General features: G+C 40.7%; 13 protein-coding genes. 8 read left to right on the forward strand and 5 right to left on the reverse strand.

The features are described from left to right. Positions 1–740 precede the first annotated feature (740 nt). Positions 741–1664, forward strand: coding sequence for a glutaminase B (gene glsB, locus QMA00_RS16970; RefSeq protein ID WP_028835530.1), 924 nt, complete (start codon positions 741–743; stop codon positions 1662–1664). Positions 1665–1686: 22 nt separating this feature from the next. Here the strand turns inward: glsB and QMA00_RS16975 are convergent, their stop codons facing one another. Further along, positions 1687–2991 carry an inosine/guanosine kinase gene (locus QMA00_RS16975; protein WP_076923174.1) on the reverse strand — a complete coding sequence of 435 codons (1305 nt, stop codon included), beginning with the start codon at positions 2989–2991 and terminating at the stop codon, positions 1687–1689. 177 nt (positions 2992–3168) lie between these two features. On the opposite strand from QMA00_RS16975, the gene tadA reads away from it, so the two are divergent. Continuing rightward, positions 3169–3675, forward strand: a complete 507-nt coding sequence (tadA, locus tag QMA00_RS16980; protein ID WP_013464271.1) for a tRNA adenosine(34) deaminase TadA — start codon at positions 3169–3171, stop codon at positions 3673–3675. On the opposite strand, the gene QMA00_RS16985 is transcribed toward tadA, so the two are convergent. Further along, a complete protein-coding gene (locus QMA00_RS16985; protein WP_008468235.1) occupies positions 3672–3842 on the reverse strand; it encodes a hypothetical protein in 171 nt (56 codons plus the stop codon). The two genes, tadA and QMA00_RS16985, sit on opposite strands and share 4 nt — an antisense overlap. A gap of 126 nt (positions 3843–3968) precedes the next feature. Beyond that, positions 3969–5414, reverse strand: a complete 1446-nt coding sequence (gene mltF, locus QMA00_RS16990; RefSeq protein WP_090494231.1) for a membrane-bound lytic murein transglycosylase MltF — start codon at positions 5412–5414, stop codon at positions 3969–3971. Positions 5415–5625: 211 nt separating this feature from the next. Between mltF and purL the strand changes: the two genes are divergently transcribed. From purL to QMA00_RS17010, 4 genes are all read left to right on the forward strand, one after another. Continuing rightward, on the forward strand, positions 5626–9516 hold the full coding sequence (purL, locus tag QMA00_RS16995; protein ID WP_290158134.1) for a phosphoribosylformylglycinamidine synthase: 3891 nt from the start codon (positions 5626–5628) through the stop codon (positions 9514–9516). Between the two features lie 136 nt (positions 9517–9652). Next, positions 9653–12094 carry a YdbH domain-containing protein gene (locus QMA00_RS17000; RefSeq protein WP_290158136.1) on the forward strand — a complete coding sequence of 814 codons (2442 nt, stop codon included), beginning with the start codon at positions 9653–9655 and terminating at the stop codon, positions 12092–12094. Further along, on the forward strand, positions 12087–12269 hold the full coding sequence (locus QMA00_RS17005; RefSeq protein WP_008468221.1) for a YnbE family lipoprotein: 183 nt from the start codon (positions 12087–12089) through the stop codon (positions 12267–12269). Before QMA00_RS17000 ends, QMA00_RS17005 begins: the two co-directional genes overlap by 8 nt. An 11-nt stretch (positions 12270–12280) precedes the next feature. Further along, positions 12281–12610 (forward strand): YdbL family protein, encoded by a 330-nt coding sequence (locus QMA00_RS17010; protein ID WP_008468219.1) that lies wholly within the window; start codon positions 12281–12283, stop codon positions 12608–12610. Positions 12611–12646: 36 nt separating this feature from the next. Here the strand turns inward: QMA00_RS17010 and QMA00_RS17015 are convergent, their stop codons facing one another. After that, complete coding sequence (locus QMA00_RS17015; RefSeq protein WP_008468212.1) at positions 12647–13195, reverse strand: DUF1415 domain-containing protein; 549 nt, start codon at positions 13193–13195, stop codon at positions 12647–12649. Then, positions 13192–14472, reverse strand: a complete 1281-nt coding sequence (waaA, locus tag QMA00_RS17020; RefSeq protein WP_076923179.1) for a lipid IV(A) 3-deoxy-D-manno-octulosonic acid transferase — start codon at positions 14470–14472, stop codon at positions 13192–13194. Before waaA ends, QMA00_RS17015 begins: the two co-directional genes overlap by 4 nt. A 235-nt stretch (positions 14473–14707) precedes the next feature. Here waaA and QMA00_RS17025 point away from each other — a divergent pair, with 235 nt between their 5' ends. Both QMA00_RS17025 and hldE read left to right on the forward strand, forming a co-directional pair. After that, on the forward strand, positions 14708–15298 hold the full coding sequence (locus tag QMA00_RS17025) for an SIS domain-containing protein (RefSeq protein WP_008115583.1): 591 nt from the start codon (positions 14708–14710) through the stop codon (positions 15296–15298). After that, on the forward strand, positions 15298–16740 hold the full coding sequence (gene hldE / locus QMA00_RS17030; protein WP_008115584.1) for a bifunctional D-glycero-beta-D-manno-heptose-7-phosphate kinase/D-glycero-beta-D-manno-heptose 1-phosphate adenylyltransferase HldE: 1443 nt from the start codon (positions 15298–15300) through the stop codon (positions 16738–16740). The genes QMA00_RS17025 and hldE overlap by 1 nt, the downstream gene beginning before the upstream one ends. The last annotated feature ends 52 nt before the right edge of the window (positions 16741–16792 follow it).

Raw genomic sequence — 16792 nt, forward strand, 5'->3', positions numbered from 1 at the left:
AAACAGCGCCGATGATAGTGTAGCATTTGCTATGTGAAAGTAGGACATTACCAGGATTCAAATAAGAGAAACCCGTTACAGCGATGTGACGGGTTTTTTGCTGTCTGGGATTTAATAAATAGCCAAGAGCTCATGCCGAACGCAGTGGTGGCCTTTCTCGTACATCCTGTGCTCCACGGCATTCGTATTCCTAAACAGCTCGAAGGCGAGCCCCGCACAAGGCCGCCCCGACACAATGATAGTGTCGCATTTGCTATGTGACTTTCTACCGCTGTGGGCACCATGACATTACCAGGATCCAATTAAAGAAACCCGTTACAGCAATGTAACGGGTTTTTTGTTGTCTGAGATAAAGAAAAACATCAAGCCAAGACTGTATATGGAACTTAGTAGTGGCCGCTCTTGCATATCTTGTGCTCCATGGCATTCGTATTCCTATACATCAAACAAAACAGCTTGGATCTAAACAAAAAAGTGGGATGTTCTATTGTATTGTCGCTATAAATTAGCGCACTGGCTCCAAATAACAGAACCACGTTACAGCAAAATGCTGGTTTTTTATTGTTTTAAATTTGAAGATGAATTACGCAATATCTTAAAAAAAGAGACTGCCCGCTAATCTCATCATGTATATGCTTCCTATCAGATTACTAATAACTTATAGACTTAACATTCTCATGCAGTTATAGATCCTACGTGTTAAAATTTGATTTTAACTTTGCATATTATTGAGGTGTCTATTGCCAACCAGTGATTATCAACGAGTGCTAAATGAGATAACTCAAGAGGTTAAACCTTTATTGAGCCAAGGTAAGGTTGCTGATTATATCCCTGCTCTTGCTGAAGTTGATCTTGAGCAGTTTTCTATTGCTATTTACACCACTGAGGGTGAGATATTTTGCGCGGGTGATTGCGAACAACGTTTTACGATCCAATCAGTTTCTAAAGTAATGACTCTTACATTAGCGCTGCAACGTTATGGCGATGAATTATGGAGTAGAGTGGGTAAAGAGCCCTCAGGAACAGCATTTAATTCACTGACACAGCTTGAGTTTGAAAAAGGCATACCACGTAATCCGTTCATTAATGCGGGTGCCATAGTTACCTGTGATGCGCTATATAGTCGTTTATCTGCGCCCATGCACTCTATGCTGGAAACATTCCGCGATTTATCTGGTAATCGAAGTATCGTAATAGATAAACAAGTGGCTAATTCAGAGTATGAGTTTAGGCATCGAAATGCGGCAATGGCACATTTAATGAAATCATTCGGTAACTTTGAAAATGAAGTGGATGATGTGCTTTGGTCATACTTTAATTTTTGTGCCATAGAACTTAATTGTATTGAACTTGCTAAGGCTTACAACTTTTTAGCTAATAAAGGGATAGATTACAGTTCTTCTAAACGAGTACTTTCTAGCCGTCAAAATAAGCAACTAAACTCGTTGTTATTTACCAGTGGTTTATATGATGCGGCGGGTGATTTTGGTTATCGAGTGGGTATGCCTGGCAAATCAGGTGTTTCTGGCACTATATTGGCGGTGTTACCGAATAGATTTACTGTGGCAGTGTATTCCCCAGGATTAAACTCTTTTGGTAATTCAGTCGCAGGAATAGCAGCATTAGAGCTGCTATCTAAAAAGCTTGATATATCGATATTTTAAATACGCTTAGTGCATTGGGATTTTATTGATCCCAATACACTTGCTCTAAGCAATCTTCGCGCTCTGGTAAGCCACGTGATAAGCGTGGAGAATGCTGAACCAGCACTTCGTAACTTGCACGGTTGGCGTATTTACTGATTTGAGCGAGCGAAGAGTAGGTAATCGCTTGTTGCTGATGTTTTGCTGAATTAGCAACGTTCAACTTATGATAAACATTCGCCGATAAGTCATGTAATACAGCGGCTAAAGCACAATCACCAGCGCCGTTGGTATTTTTAATCGAGTCAGGCCCGCCCATAAACGGAGCTGTATGACTATACGCCTTTATTGGGTTTTCACAGTCAACTTTACGCATTGCACGTGAAAACTCATAACGATTAAAATCAGGGATAGCACCAGGCAAAAGTGGATACTCTGTTTCGCGTTTGAAACTGTCATCAACAAAACCGGCCATAAATAAGCCTTTTTCACCGGCAGTACAAATTACTAAATCAACCCAGTCTAATGCTTTGTTGGCAGCTAGTAATGGATCTTCAAATCCAGTAATTGCTTGGCCTTCTTCTTCGTTCATAGCAAGGATATCAACATGCTTTTCTACAAAGTTAGCCCACCATGTCGGATCCTGCTCGATAAGAAACTTAGTACCGAGTGTTAATACAACCGGTACATCTGCATCGTTAGCATACTTGATTGCTTGCATGGTCGCTTCGGTCATGGTTTCATCGCCTTGAGTACGCATTAAATAAGCGCTAATCACTAATGCCGATGAGCCTTCGATTAGCTCTTTATCAATTGACTCAGGCTTTAGATAATTCATTAGGCCAGCACTAATGGCAAAGGTGCGTTCACCCGTTTCATCAATCAATGTGAAACAGCGGCCTATAGGACCATCTACAGGCTGTAAGTAGTCTAAGTCTACGCGACTTGAGTTATTACATAAAAAGCGATAAGCATAACTGCCTATTTTTATGTTTTCACTCATTACACCTAATAGCACCGAACGGTCATCAGCAAGTACGGAATAGTTGTGCATCGTGTTGCCAACGGTTCCGCCTGCGAATTCGTAATCGACCATGTCGTTTAGTTTTAAGCGATCGTATAAAGCATTGGTGATGTCATTATCTATAACTTGCGACATCCCTCGGCGCAATTGAAATTCATCGAGAAAAGCTTGGTCAACCTTAGCTTCTATATCAACAACGATTTGATCGATCCCCGTAATATAGCTGCGGTGTAATCGCTCAGTGGCGTTAAGTTGATTGGTCAGTGGATCTTTGGCTTCCACTGGAAAATAATGTTTATGCCTGCGGCGTCCAGGAAATTTCATTTGCTACCCGTGTTGTGAGCTAAATAAAAAAAGCGTGAGATTATAGCGTAAATCCTGCCTTATGAGCCATGACAAACCACTTAAATTTGTTTTATTTTTGCAATAAAGTGATCAATGACGCATTTTATTACGCTAAGTTGGTATAATTACGGCATAAAAAATAGTTAAGTAATAATAATGACAGAGCCATTTGACGACCAATATTGGATGGAACAAGCGCTTGTGTATGCAAAACAAGCGGAGCAGCTAGATGAGATCCCGGTAGGGGCTATAATTGTTAAAGATAATCAGCTTATTAGCGCAGGCTATAATCGTTCAATTACTGATAACGACCCGTCGGCTCATGCTGAGATGATAGCGGTACGTGAAGCAGGAAAAGTACTTAATAATTACCGCTTAATTGACTGTACTCTTTACGTCACGCTAGAGCCATGCTCTATGTGCGCAGGTTTATTAGTACATAGCCGAATTAAACGCTTAGTATTTGGTGCAGCCGATGCTAAAACGGGTTCTGCTGGTTCAATTATGAACCTTTTACAAGAACCTCGTTTAAACCATCAGGTAGAAATAACGGGTGGGGTATTAGAAACACAATGTGCAGAGACTATTTCTAGTTTTTTTAAGCGTCGCCGAGCACAAATAAAGGCGGCAAAGCAAGCCGCTCGTAATAGTAACAGCGATTAGTCAGCTGCTGCTATTAAGGCGTCTAATTCAGCCATTTGCTGCATAGCAAACATGCGGCGGCGCCAAATTATTTTTTTATGTAAATTTCTTAACATCACTCGACGACGAGTGGCGGTTGAGTGCTTTATACAACGTTTAAGTTGATGTGTACGTCTACGTTTAAGCATGACTTATCCTTATGTGCTTGGTAATGACACAAAATTTTATACAATTAGGCCAGATTATTGAATAATTGATTACAAGTAAACAACTATTTGATTTTCTGATGTTCAGTTAATTACTAAGCAGCGTATTTATTTTTTTTCCTCAGCGGAATTACTCGTACGTTGCTCTGAATCATCTGGTTTAACGATTTTCTCTTCTGTTTCATTTGTTGAGGTAATCGGCGCCATTGCATTATTTTCATCAAGCCAAACAAGCGCATCGTAATAGCGACGTATATTATCAACATAGGTCACTGCTACATCACCGCGAGCATAGCCATAACGGGTATTACGATAGTGACGTTTTTTTATTAACAATGGTAAGCGCTTTTTAACGTCAGCCCATTTATCAGGGCTAGCTCCCTGTTGCTCGGTAATAATACGGGCATCGTTAACGTGTCCCCAACCTACATTATAGGCGGCAAGTGCAAGCCAAGTACGATCCGGTTGAGGGATTCGATCCGGGACGCGTTTAATTAATTTTGCTAAGTATTGGGCACCACCGCGTATATTTTGCTCTGGTTCTAAGCGGTTTGTTACACCGACTTGTTTTGCTGTGCGTCTTGTTAGCATCATAATACCACGCACACCGGTTGGTGACTTAGCTCGCGGGTTCCACATCGACTCTTGATAACTTAATGCTGCCAGTAAGCGCCAATCTAGGCTACCTGCATATTGCATAAACCAAGGTTGATATTTAGGCAGTGTTTCTTTAATTGCGTCTATATAGGCCAAGGTATTAACGTAATTAAATTGGCGGACATGACCGAAGTATTTTTCTTCGAGCACATAAAGTTGATTATTTTGTTTTGCTTCACCAAAAAAGGGAACTAATAATGCGTATAGGGAATCATCATTCGACTTTCTTAGTATCCATGCAATTGAATCATTTCGGGTAACTGAAAAGCCAATACTTAAATTAGGGTGATAGCGACGAAACAGCGCTAAAGTATGAGAATCCGCTAAGGTGTAATCTATTTCGCCGTCAATAACTGCTTGCAGTAATTCTTCTTCATCAAACTCTTCGGTTTCATTCCAGCTTAAGTTTGGGTTGGTTTGTTGAATTTCTTCTAATGTTAATGAATGGCTACTTTTAGCGATAACGGTGAAGTTTCCGGTTAAATCATCAAAATCACGAGGGCGTTCACGGCCTTGTTTAAAGACTAATTTTTGGCTAATTGTTCTGTATGTAGGGCCATAGCGATAGCGCTCAGCACGTACTTTATTGTAGGTAAGCCCTGAGGCAATTAAATCGAGGTCACCACTGTCCAAGCGCGCAAACATTTCGGATAAATTAAAAAAGGGTACAATTTCAAGCTCTACCCCTAAGTAGTCTGCAAACGCTTGAGAGAGCTCAAATTCAAATCCTTGCTCCCCTTGAACGGCTTGATAGTAATTACTTGCACTTGCAAGTGTACCAATACGAATTTTGTTTTCAGATTTGATTTGGGCAAGCTGTGTTGATTGCTCTTGTGTATTACATGCACACAAAAGTATGACTAACGTAATGATTGTTATTAGCTTTATCTTCAACATATTCGCCTCTTTAGCATCCTATCTCATGTTATAACAAAACTTACTGATTACGTCACTTATCGTTTAATCGCAGTGAGTAAAAAATAGGTGTAAACAAAAAGAAAAAGTTAATTTAATGAAAAGCGCATTTTTGAGTTAAATCTGAGAGTAATTTGGACTATAATACGCGCCTAAAATATCGTTCAATCCCTAACCCCGGGTGAAATTACTTATGTTGATCCTTCGTGGTGCACCAGCACTTTCAGAGTTCAGAGTTAATAAAATTTTAGCGCGTTGCCAACAATCGCAACTTCCTGTCACCAATGTATATGCCGAATACGCTCACTTTGCCGATTTAACATCGTCATTAAACACTGATGAGCACACCAAACTTGAAAAGTTATTAACCTACGGCCCAACAATTGCTGAGCATGCGCCAGCGGGTCAATTTGTATTAGTAACGCCTCGTCCTGGTACAATTTCGCCATGGGCTTCAAAAGCAACAGATATCGCTCATAACTGTGGACTTAAACAAGTTCATCGCGTAGAGCGCGGTATTGCTTACTATGTGGAAGGTGATTTAAGTGCAGAACAGTTAGCACAAGTTGCAGCACTTCTTCATGACCGCATGACTGAAGCTACTCACAGTAAATTAGAAGATGCCGCGCAGTTATTTCGCAGCGATGCACCTCGTCCAATGTCATCAGTTGATATTTTAGGTGGCGGCCGTGAAGCATTAGCCACAGCAAATATAGAGCAAGGGTTTGCGCTTGCTGATGATGAAATTGATTATTTAGTTGAAAACTTTATTAAGTTAGGGCGTAACCCTAACGATATTGAACTGTTTATGTTTGCTCAAGCGAACTCAGAGCATTGTCGTCATAAAATATTTAATGCTGATTGGACTATTGATGGCATTGAACAGCCAAAGTCGCTGTTTAAAATGATTAAAAACACCTTTGAGCATAATCCTGAAAATGTACTGTCTGCTTATAAAGATAATGCAGCCGTAATGAAAGGCTCAAAGGCGGGTCGCTTCTTCCCGAATGCACAAGGTGAATATGCGTATCACCAAGAAGACATTGAAATATTAATGAAGGTTGAAACCCATAACCACCCAACGGCTATTGCTCCTTTCTCTGGTGCGGCAACAGGGTCGGGTGGTGAGATTCGCGATGAGGGCGCAACTGGTCGTGGTTCAAAACCAAAAGCGGGTTTAGTGGGCTTTACTGTATCTAATTTACGTATTCCTGGTTTTGAACAGCCTTGGGAAAGTGATTTTGGTAAGCCAGGGCGCATAGTGAATGCCCTTGATATTATGACTGAAGGCCCATTAGGTGGTGCTGCGTTTAATAACGAGTTTGGCCGTCCTAATTTATTAGGTTATTTCCGTACTTACGAAGAAAAAGTGACCAGTCACAATGGTGAAGAGGTGCGTGGTTACCACAAGCCAATTATGCTTGCCGGTGGTTTAGGTAATATCCGTGCTGATCATGTTCAAAAAGGCGATATTCCAGTTGGTGCAAAACTCATTGCACTAGGCGGCCCTGCAATGAACATTGGCTTAGGCGGTGGCGCTGCATCAAGTATGGCATCGGGTCAATCAAATGAAGATTTAGATTTTGCCTCTGTACAGCGTGAAAACCCAGAAATGGAACGTCGTTGCCAAGAAGTCATCGACAAATGTTGGCAGCTAGGTGATGCAAATCCAATTGCGTTTATTCATGATGTGGGTGCAGGTGGTTTATCTAACGCTTTCCCTGAACTTGTTAGTGACGGTGGACGTGGCGGTAAATTTCAGCTTCGCAATATCCCAAATGATGAACCGGGCATGGCACCACACGAAATTTGGTGTAATGAATCGCAAGAGCGCTATGTACTCGCTGTCGCTGTTGAAGATTTTGATCGTTTTGAAGCTATTTGTAAGCGTGAAAGAGCGCAATATGCGGTTATTGGTGAAGCAACTGCAGAGCCTCATTTAACGGTTGCTGATAGTCACTTTGAAAATAACCCTGTTGATTTACCGCTCGATGTTTTGTTAGGGAAAGCACCTAAAATGCATCGTGATGTAACATCACAACAAGTGTTAGGTAAAGCACTCGACGTTGAAAATATCAGTGCTGCTGATGCTGCAGAACGTTTATTACGTTTACCAACCATTGCTGAAAAAACCTTCCTCATTACTATTGGCGATCGCTCGGTAACAGGTTTAGTATCACGCGATCAAATGGTAGGCCCATGGCAAGTACCAGTAGCTAACTGTGCAGTAACCGCAGCAACGTATGACACTTACCATGGTGAAGCAATGTCACTGGGGGAACGTACGCCTGCAGCACTACTTAACTATGGCGCTTCAGCGCGTTTAGCAGTGGCAGAATCGTTAACGAATATTGCCTGTGCAAACATTGGCTCTCTTGAAAATATTAAGTTATCTGCAAACTGGATGGCCGCAGCGGGACACCCAGGAGAAGATGCCGGTTTATACGAAGCGGTAAAAGCGGTGGGTGAAGAGTTATGTCCGGCACTTGGGTTAACAATTCCTGTAGGTAAAGATTCTATGTCGATGAAAACGACATGGAAGAACGAAGATGATGCTACAGAGCAATCTGTAACATCACCGTTATCGCTTATTATCACTGCGTTTGGTCGTGTTGAAGACGTACGTAAAACAGTGACCCCACAGTTACGAACAGATAAAGGCGATACATCGCTTATTTTAGTTGACTTAGGCGCGGGCAAAAACCGACTGGGCGCATCAAGCCTTGCTCAGGTTTATAAGCAATTAGGTGATACAACACCTGATGTAGATAGCCCAGAGCTACTAAAAGGTTTTTACAACGCAATGCAAGCGCTAGTCGCTGATAGCAAGTTGCTTGCGTACCATGACCGTTCAGACGGTGGTTTATTTACCACTATCGCTGAAATGGCGTTTACCGGTCACACCGGTGTTACCGTTGATTTAGCGACTTTGACCGGCTCTGATATTGAAGCGCTTTATAACGAAGAGCTAGGTGCTGTAATTCAAGTAGCGAATAGCGATTTAGAGGCTGTAAATGCGGTATTTGAGCAGCATGGAGTTGCCGCAATTAGTCATGTGATTGGCTCGCTAAATAACGACGATAACATCGTATTTAATCGTGGTGAGCAAACAGTACTTAATCATACGCGTACTGAACTTCGTACAATTTGGGCCGAAACAACGTATCAAATGCAAGCGCGTCGTGATAACCCAGATTGTGCTAAGCAAGAGTTTGACGCCAAGTTTGACGCAAAAGATCCTGGCTTAAATGTAAAACTTAACTTTGATTTAAATGAAGATGTTGCAGCTCCATATATTGCAACCGGTGCTAAACCGCAAATGGCTATTTTACGTGAGCAAGGTGTAAACTCGCACCTAGAAATGGCTGCTGCGTTTAACCGTGCTGGTTTTGCTGCGGTAGATGTTCACATGAGTGATATTTTAGAAGGTCGTTTAACGCTTGAACAGTTCAAAGGTTTAGTGGCATGTGGTGGCTTCTCTTACGGTGACGTATTAGGCGCCGGTGAAGGCTGGGCTAAGTCAATATTGTTTAACGATATGGCACGCGATCAGTTCCAAAGCTTCTTCCATCGTGAAGATACCTTTAGCTTAGGTGTATGTAACGGTTGTCAGATGCTATCAACATTAAAAGAGTTGATTCCAGGTACTGAACATTGGCCGCGCTTTGTAACTAATAAGTCAGAGCGTTTTGAAGCACGCTTTAGTCTGGTTGAAATTCAAGAAAACCCATCGGTGTTCTTTAATGGTATGGCAGGTTCACGTATGCCAATTGCAGTTTCACATGGTGAAGGTCATGCAGAATTTGCAAATGATGCGGCAACTAAGGCTGCACTTGCAAGCGGCACCGTAGCGGTTAAGTTTGTTGATAACTACGGTAACCCAACAACACAGTACCCAGCAAACCCGAATGGTTCACCTGAAGGGATCACGGGTATTACATCAACAGATGGTCGTGCAACTGTAATGATGCCACACCCTGAACGTGTATTCCGTACGGTTGCTAACTCTTGGCATCCAGATGAGTGGGCTGAGGATAGCCCATGGATGCGTATGTTTAGAAATGCGCGTAAAAATGTAGGTTAATATACACGCTAGATTCATGATCTAAATGTAAGATAAAAAGGCTGCCTTGTGCAGCCTTTTTTGTTTAGACTGTTCAAGGTTCAAGGTTCAAGGTTCAAGGTTCAAGGTTCAAGGTTCAAGGTTCAATAAGGATAGTATGATCAAACGCATCGCATGGGGAGTCGTGTTTTTATTTCTGAGTGTTTTAACACTGGGTTATGTATTTCGTATGCCTATAACTCAATGGGCTATAGCGCCAACTTTGAGCCAATCTGGCGTTGAACTACATTGTTTAGATTGGTCACTAAACTCAAATATTAGCTTAGACGTAAACCGATTATGTTTGACTTACCAAGGCCATCAAATTGAGCTTGGTGGAATTGTGGCTGATACAAAAAAAATAACTGTTGGCCGCGCTAATCTTCGTTTAAATGATAGCGAGAGTGTCTCAACAAGTAATAACTCCTTCAAAAAGCTGGCACTTAGTTTACCCAAAGAGCGGCCGAAAATTGATATCAAAAGATTGTTAATTACCCACCCACAACTTCATGATGAATTAGTGGTTAGCATTGGTGAAGAGAAGCTAAATACATTTGTGATTTCAGGTGATGCGATTGCAGAAGTAACAGTTAGCAATCATAAAATTACTGGTCACTTTAAGTTAGCAGATGGATTACTAACAAAGATAAAGCCGATACCCGCGCTTTCATTAAACAGTGGGCATGATTTCACCTTTGATGGGTTATCCGTTGATATAAAATCAAACATAGATGCTGAGTTTACACAGCAGTTTAGTAAATGCCCAGTAACGCTAAAGGCTTTTGGTGATATGAATATTTACTATCACTTTAACGATAAAAAAGCCTTGTTAAATACACAGCAATTAACCAGCTTGGTAACGTTTGATAGTGATTGTTTGACGCTTATAAGCAATCAATCACAGCGTGAATTTGTAGCCAAGCAGCTGCCGTTAAAATGGCAATTGATGCTTAGTGATACGGTAAAGTTTGAAAACGGACAACTTGTTATACCGTCAATGCTATTAAACACTAAAAATAGTGAAACGAAGCTCAGCCTGAAAAACCTAGCAATTAATATTCAGCAGCCGTTAGAGTATGCCAAAGGCAATATTAAGTTATTGTTTATCAGTGAAGACGTTGAGCATATAGAAATAGATGCAGCTTTAAATAACTTGGCTGTGAATGGCAACTACCAATTAAAAGTTGATGAGCTGCCTGGTTTTTTACCCGCATCAGCTAAAAAGGTAGCAAGCACAGGTCAATTTAAAATAGCGGATGTTTTACAACATAAAAAAAATGCGAAAATAACCAGCGAGATTGCTTTTGCTGAGCTTAGTTTTGATAAATTAACAGTAAAGAGCTACAAGGCACAGTTTACGACTGAGCTTGACGATAAACAAAATATAAAGGCTAGCCTAAATAGCCAATTACGCTCAGTGGCTTACGAGCAATACCAAGTGCGCGGTGTAAATAATCAATTATCAGCATCTTCTAGTTTGGCTGTTGGCGAATTATTTGTCGATTTAAACAGTGAAACTAAACTTACCCAATTTAACAGTGCTCTTTTAAACCTAAGTAATATTCGCATAAGCTCCAAAGGCCTGCAAAGTCGGGCGCTTCAAGCCTCACATCATATGTTTATTGATGGTATTGAGTTGGTAGCCAGTCACCACATATCTGCTGCGGAACATCCATTTGAGATAACAGTTGCAGATCAAGCTGTGACTAAACTTAACCCTGTTTTACAGCAGTTTGAACCATTAGCCACGCTGACCGACGGTAGCTTTAATGGGGTTGTTCGCGGAGATGTTAATTTACAGCAGGCTGAGTTTGCATTTCAAGTAGAACAGGTAAGTGGCTTATACAACGATTATTTAGCTACGCATTTTAGCAGTCGCTTAACGGGTTCTTATGATTCAGGGCAGCTTAATGTGGCTCCTACTACATTTGAATTAAATGAGTTACGAGCAGGTGCTGTTGTGAGTAACATTGTCGGTAATTTTAGTGTTGAGAACTCTATTGCTCGCGCTGAAAAAATAACTGCTGATGTACTTGGTGGTCGTTTTGCTTTGGATAGCTACAAAGTGACTGAAAAAGCGCAGCAGTCTTTGGTCATATTTGAAAATATTGATGCGAGTAAACTTATTACCTTAGATGATAAATCGGGCATAACACTAACTGGTCGAGTGAATGGCCGCTTACCCGTTTACTTTGATCAACAAGGTATTTCGGTAAAATCTGGTGAATTATCTAACCAAGGAACAGGTAAACTAGTTATTACTGACAATGCAGCTTTTGATGCAGTTAAAGCTCAGCAACAAGAACTGGACCCGATTTTAAGCTTGTTGGAAGATTTAGACATTCAGAGCTTAAACAGTAGTGTTGACTTAAAGCCTGACGGTTGGCTTTATTTAGGTGTAAACTTAAAGGGATACAATAAGGAACAGGCGCAGCAAGTTAACTTTAATTACAACCATGAAGAAAATGTTTTTACACTCTTAAGAGCATTGCGCTTAAGTGATGAAATTACTCAAAAAGTTGAACAAGAGTATTCAACAAAAGGAACTAAAAATGACTAAATGGCTGATAATACTTACAGCACTGGGGTTGCTTAGTGCATGTACGCACCGCGTTGAAGTGGCAGCGAAAGAGCCAATCACTATTAATTTAAATGTTAAGGTTGATCATGAAATTCGTGTCAAAGTAGATAAAGAGCTCGATAATTTATTTAGCGATGACAGTGAGTTATTTTAAGGAGCTAGAATATGAATATTAAAAATAAATTAAATATAGTAACCCTAATCAGTGCCGTTTGTATGTCATTTTCAGTTTGGGCTATGAGTTTAGATGAAGCTAAAAGCCAAGGCTTAGTTGGTGAAAACAGCTCAGGCTACCTTGGATTAGTTGTACAAAATACAGAAGCAAAAGCGGTTGTTGATGACGTTAACGAAAAACGTAAGGCACAGTACTTAAAATTAGCTAAAAAGAATAACTTGTCACTTGCACAAGTTGAGGCATTGGCAGCAGCAAAAACAATCGAAAAAACGCAAAGCGGCCATTATATTGAAGTAAATGGTAGCTGGGTCAAAAAATAAAGTTAATGGGTCAACTAAAGGTATTAAAAGCCGAGCTTATACGCTCGGTTTTTTACAGTTTTCTAATAATTGTTGCCAAAAATCAATGCCTTTTCGGCGTGCTAAGTTTATATTATGCTCAGGAATAGACTCAGGTTCGTCATAGTTTTCAAGTGCTTCACTCATACTTGCTTCACGAATTAGGTGCAAGGTAGGAAACGGTGCTCTATTTGTGTAGTTGGCCGGATCGGTTTCATCGCTATCGGCAAATACATAATCAGGGTGAAAATTTGCAATTTGATATTTACCTTCAAAGCCTTGTGCAACCAATAGCGCATTTGCTAAATCGACTAAATCTAAAAAGTCTTCAAAGTCACTAAAACCGTTATCGAACATGATTAGCGTGGTTTCTCGTTCGCGCTCGCGGTCAAGCTCGATACATTGCTCAAGCATATCCATTACAGCATCATCGATAGTATTGGCGTTACTTACAATGTAATGAATACAGTTGTTTTCGACTTCTTTACGGGCAAACGGGCAAAAGTTATATTTTACAATAACGGATGAAACCCATTCTCGGGTTTGGCTAATAGCTATGTTAGTCACTGTTTTAGCTCTAAGTATTGATTAATAATAGTGAGTGTTTTTTTTATGGCGCCTTGGTTTTTAGCAACACATTGCGCAGCTTTTGTGCCGAGCGTTTGGCATGCCTTTTTATTTTGGCTAAAGGTAATGAGTTGTTGTGCCAGTTCATCTGCATTTTCTACCACGCATGCCCCTTTGAGCTTTGTTAACTCAGGATAGACATGATCAAAGTTATACGTGTGAGGGCCTGTTATTACACCGACCGAAAATGCGGCTGACTCAAGCGGGTTATGACCACCACGACGAATCAAACTACCGCCAATATAACTAACACTAGCCGCGCCGTATAAACACTGTAATTCACCTAGCGTATCGGCAAGTAAAACGTGTTCGTTTTGGTAATTATTTTGGCTACGACGACTAAAGCTTAAAGTACTTTGTGTGAGTAGTTCAGCCACTTTATCAAATTGCTCGGGGTGTCGCGGGGCAATAATCAATAAAGCATCAGGCTGCTTTTTTAACAACTGCTGGTGGGCATCGAGTATTAATTCATGCTCTATAGGGTGAGTAGAACCTGCGACCCATATAAAGCGTTCTGCTTTTTTATAATATTGCTTTAAAGAGGCTACTTTATCGAGTTGTGTAGTGGTTGGGGTAATATCAAATTTTATTGATCCCGTTACATGGCTTTTTTCAGCAGGTAGCCCTAATTCAATAAAGCGATTTGCATCGGTTTTGTCGTGACTTGCAAGTGCGGTAATTGATTGCATGATACTGCGAGTTAGCTGGGCCACTTTTTCGTAGCCTTGCTGAGACTTTTCAGATAGTCGTGCATTAACTACCAATACAGGTATATTTTGTTTGTGCGCATTAGCCATTAAGTTCGGCCATAGTTCAGTTTCTAAAATACAGAGTAATTGCGGTTTTACTCGTTTTAAAAAGCGAGTGGTGGCCATTGGAAAATCAATGGGTAAATAACTAACAGCAACGCTTTGTTTAAATTGTGCGGTAACTTGCTCTCGTCCTGTTGGAGTATTGCAGGTAATTAAAATATTTAACTGCGGTTGTTCATGTTGTAGGGCTTTAATTAAAGGGGTTGCAGCTAACACCTCGCCCACAGAAGCACAATGAAATACAACTGGTTTGTTGTTTGAAAATAAAGCGCGGCTTATGAAGCCAAAACGTTCCTTAAAGTGAGCGCGATATCCTGCGTTTTTTTTACCTCTTAGTACATATAAGTAAAATACAATCAGTGGGCTAATAATAATTAATGCGAGTGAATAAAAAATGCGTGCCATACTGTTGCTTTGTATAAATGAAAGTGGCGCTAGTTTAGCGTGAAATCGTTTTTTTCTAAATACACAAATATAAAATAGCAACTTGAAAAAGGTAACAACGATAAAAACCTTCTTTATCTGAATAATAACTTTCTACCCGTACTTTAATTTAGTTATATAGAGGTGATTTGGCTATAAAATTATGGAATAATGAAATTAATTTTTCCTGCCATTTCAGTTCCAAGAGGAATATCTCATGTCAATTATAGATTCAGTGGCAACTAGCTACCTAGAAAGTTTAAATCGTCACCAAGTATTGTTCGAAACCATGGAGGCGTATCATCAAGAGGTAATGCAGTTGTTAGAAGCATGTCATAGTGCTTTACAGGCTGGTGGTAAGGTTGTTTGGTTTGGTAATGGCGGCAGTGCGGCTGATGCTCAGCATTTGGCTGCAGAGTTTGTGGTACGTTATAAGTTAGAGCGAGGACCGTTAGCGTCTATTGCTCTCACCACAGACACCTCTATTTTAACAGCGCACAGTAATGACTATCATTTTGACACAGTATTTGAACGCCAAGTTCAGGCGCTATGTAAACCTGAAGATATCGTAATTGGCTTAACTACATCGGGCACCAGTAATAATATTAATTTAGCGTTAGAAGCCGCTAATAAAATAGGAGCATTCACTGTTGCATTTACAGGTCGCGATGGAGGTAAAGTAAAAGACATCGCCAAGTTACCTATTATTATTAAAAATGATGAAACAGCCCGTATTCAAGAGGCACACATGTTTATTGGCCATTGGCTGTGTGAAGCCATGGATATGGTTGTTGCGGAGCAGCAGTAATGGATTTATCGCTATTAAAAAACTTATCAGCAGCGCGTATTTTAGTGGTTGGTGACGTTATGCTCGACCGCTACTGGTATGGTGATTCTGGCCGTATTTCGCCGGAGGCACCAGTACCCGTTGTAAAAGTCAGTAAATTTGAAGACAAAGCCGGTGGTGCCGCCAATGTGGCTAAAAATATAGCCCGACTAGATGGCAAAGTGGGTTTACTTGGCCTAATTGGCGAGGATGAAAGCGGACAAATTTTAGAAAACATTCTAGAGGGTGAAAAAATAAATTCACAGCTTGTGAGTGTATGCGATTTGCCGACTATTTCTAAAATGCGGGTGATCAGTCGTCATCAACAAGTTGTGCGTTTAGATTTAGAAGAGGCTTTTAATGAGTCTCATAGCCAGTTGTTATTAAATCGATTAGAGCTGGTGCTGAGTGATTACGACTTTATTGTATTTTCTGATTACAACAAGGGCTCACTCGCGCTAATCCAAAAAATGATTTCGGTTGCTAAAGATGCAGGTAAAACCGTGCTTGTTGACCCTAAATCATCTGATTTAGAGTTGTACCGTGGAGCTGATTACATAACCCCTAATTTAAATGAGTTTAAATTAGCGGGTGGTCAGGTTGGTTCAGAAGAGTTGCTTGCTAGCAGCGCGCGTACCCTGATTAGTGATGCGGGTATTAACGCCATGCTACTAACACGCTCAGAACAAGGTATGTCGCTAATTGATGCAACGCAAAAGCATGACTTTGCAGCGCAACAACTCGAAGTAAGTGATGTAACCGGTGCGGGCGATACTGTTATTGCTACATTAGCTGTAATGCTAGGTGCGGGTATGACCGCCAAAGATGCAGTCGAAATTGCAAACTTAGCTGCAGGTATTGCAGTAAGTAAATTGGGAGCGGCTACGGTTTCTCCTGAAGAGTTGAGCCGCAAGTTAGGCCAATACTTACAAGCCACTGGCGAGCATTATCAAACCCCATTTGATGATGTATTACAACATATTGAATTTGCAAAGCAAAATGGAGAAACCATTGTATTTACTAATGGTTGTTTTGATATTTTGCATGCAGGCCATGTGCGCTATTTAGCGCAAGCTAAAGCGCGTGGTGATAGATTAGTGGTTGGTTTAAATAACGATGAATCCATTGCCCGTTTAAAAGGCCCTGAGCGCCCAATTAACCCATTAGATGAGCGTGCTATGGTTTTAAGTGCATTAGCCTCAGTTGATTGGGTTATTCCGTTTGGCAGTGAGGCTGAAAATGACACTCCAGCAAAGCTAATTGAGCAAATTAGCCCAGATATTCTTGTTAAAGGTGGTGATTACACTGTTGAGCAAATTGCTGGTGCCGAGCATGTGTTGCGTCATGGCGGAAAAGTAGAAGTGCTTGAGTTTTTAGATGGTTGCTCTACATCAAAAGTGATTAGCAAATTAAAAGCTAGCTAGGGCGTGTTGATCTTTGTGGTATGAAAAACAAACAGCATGAAGATAAGGTATA

This window comes from Pseudoalteromonas sp. APC 3694 (assembly GCF_030407565.1).
In the GTDB taxonomy this organism is placed as follows: Bacteria; Pseudomonadota; Gammaproteobacteria; order Enterobacterales; family Alteromonadaceae; genus Pseudoalteromonas; species Pseudoalteromonas tetraodonis.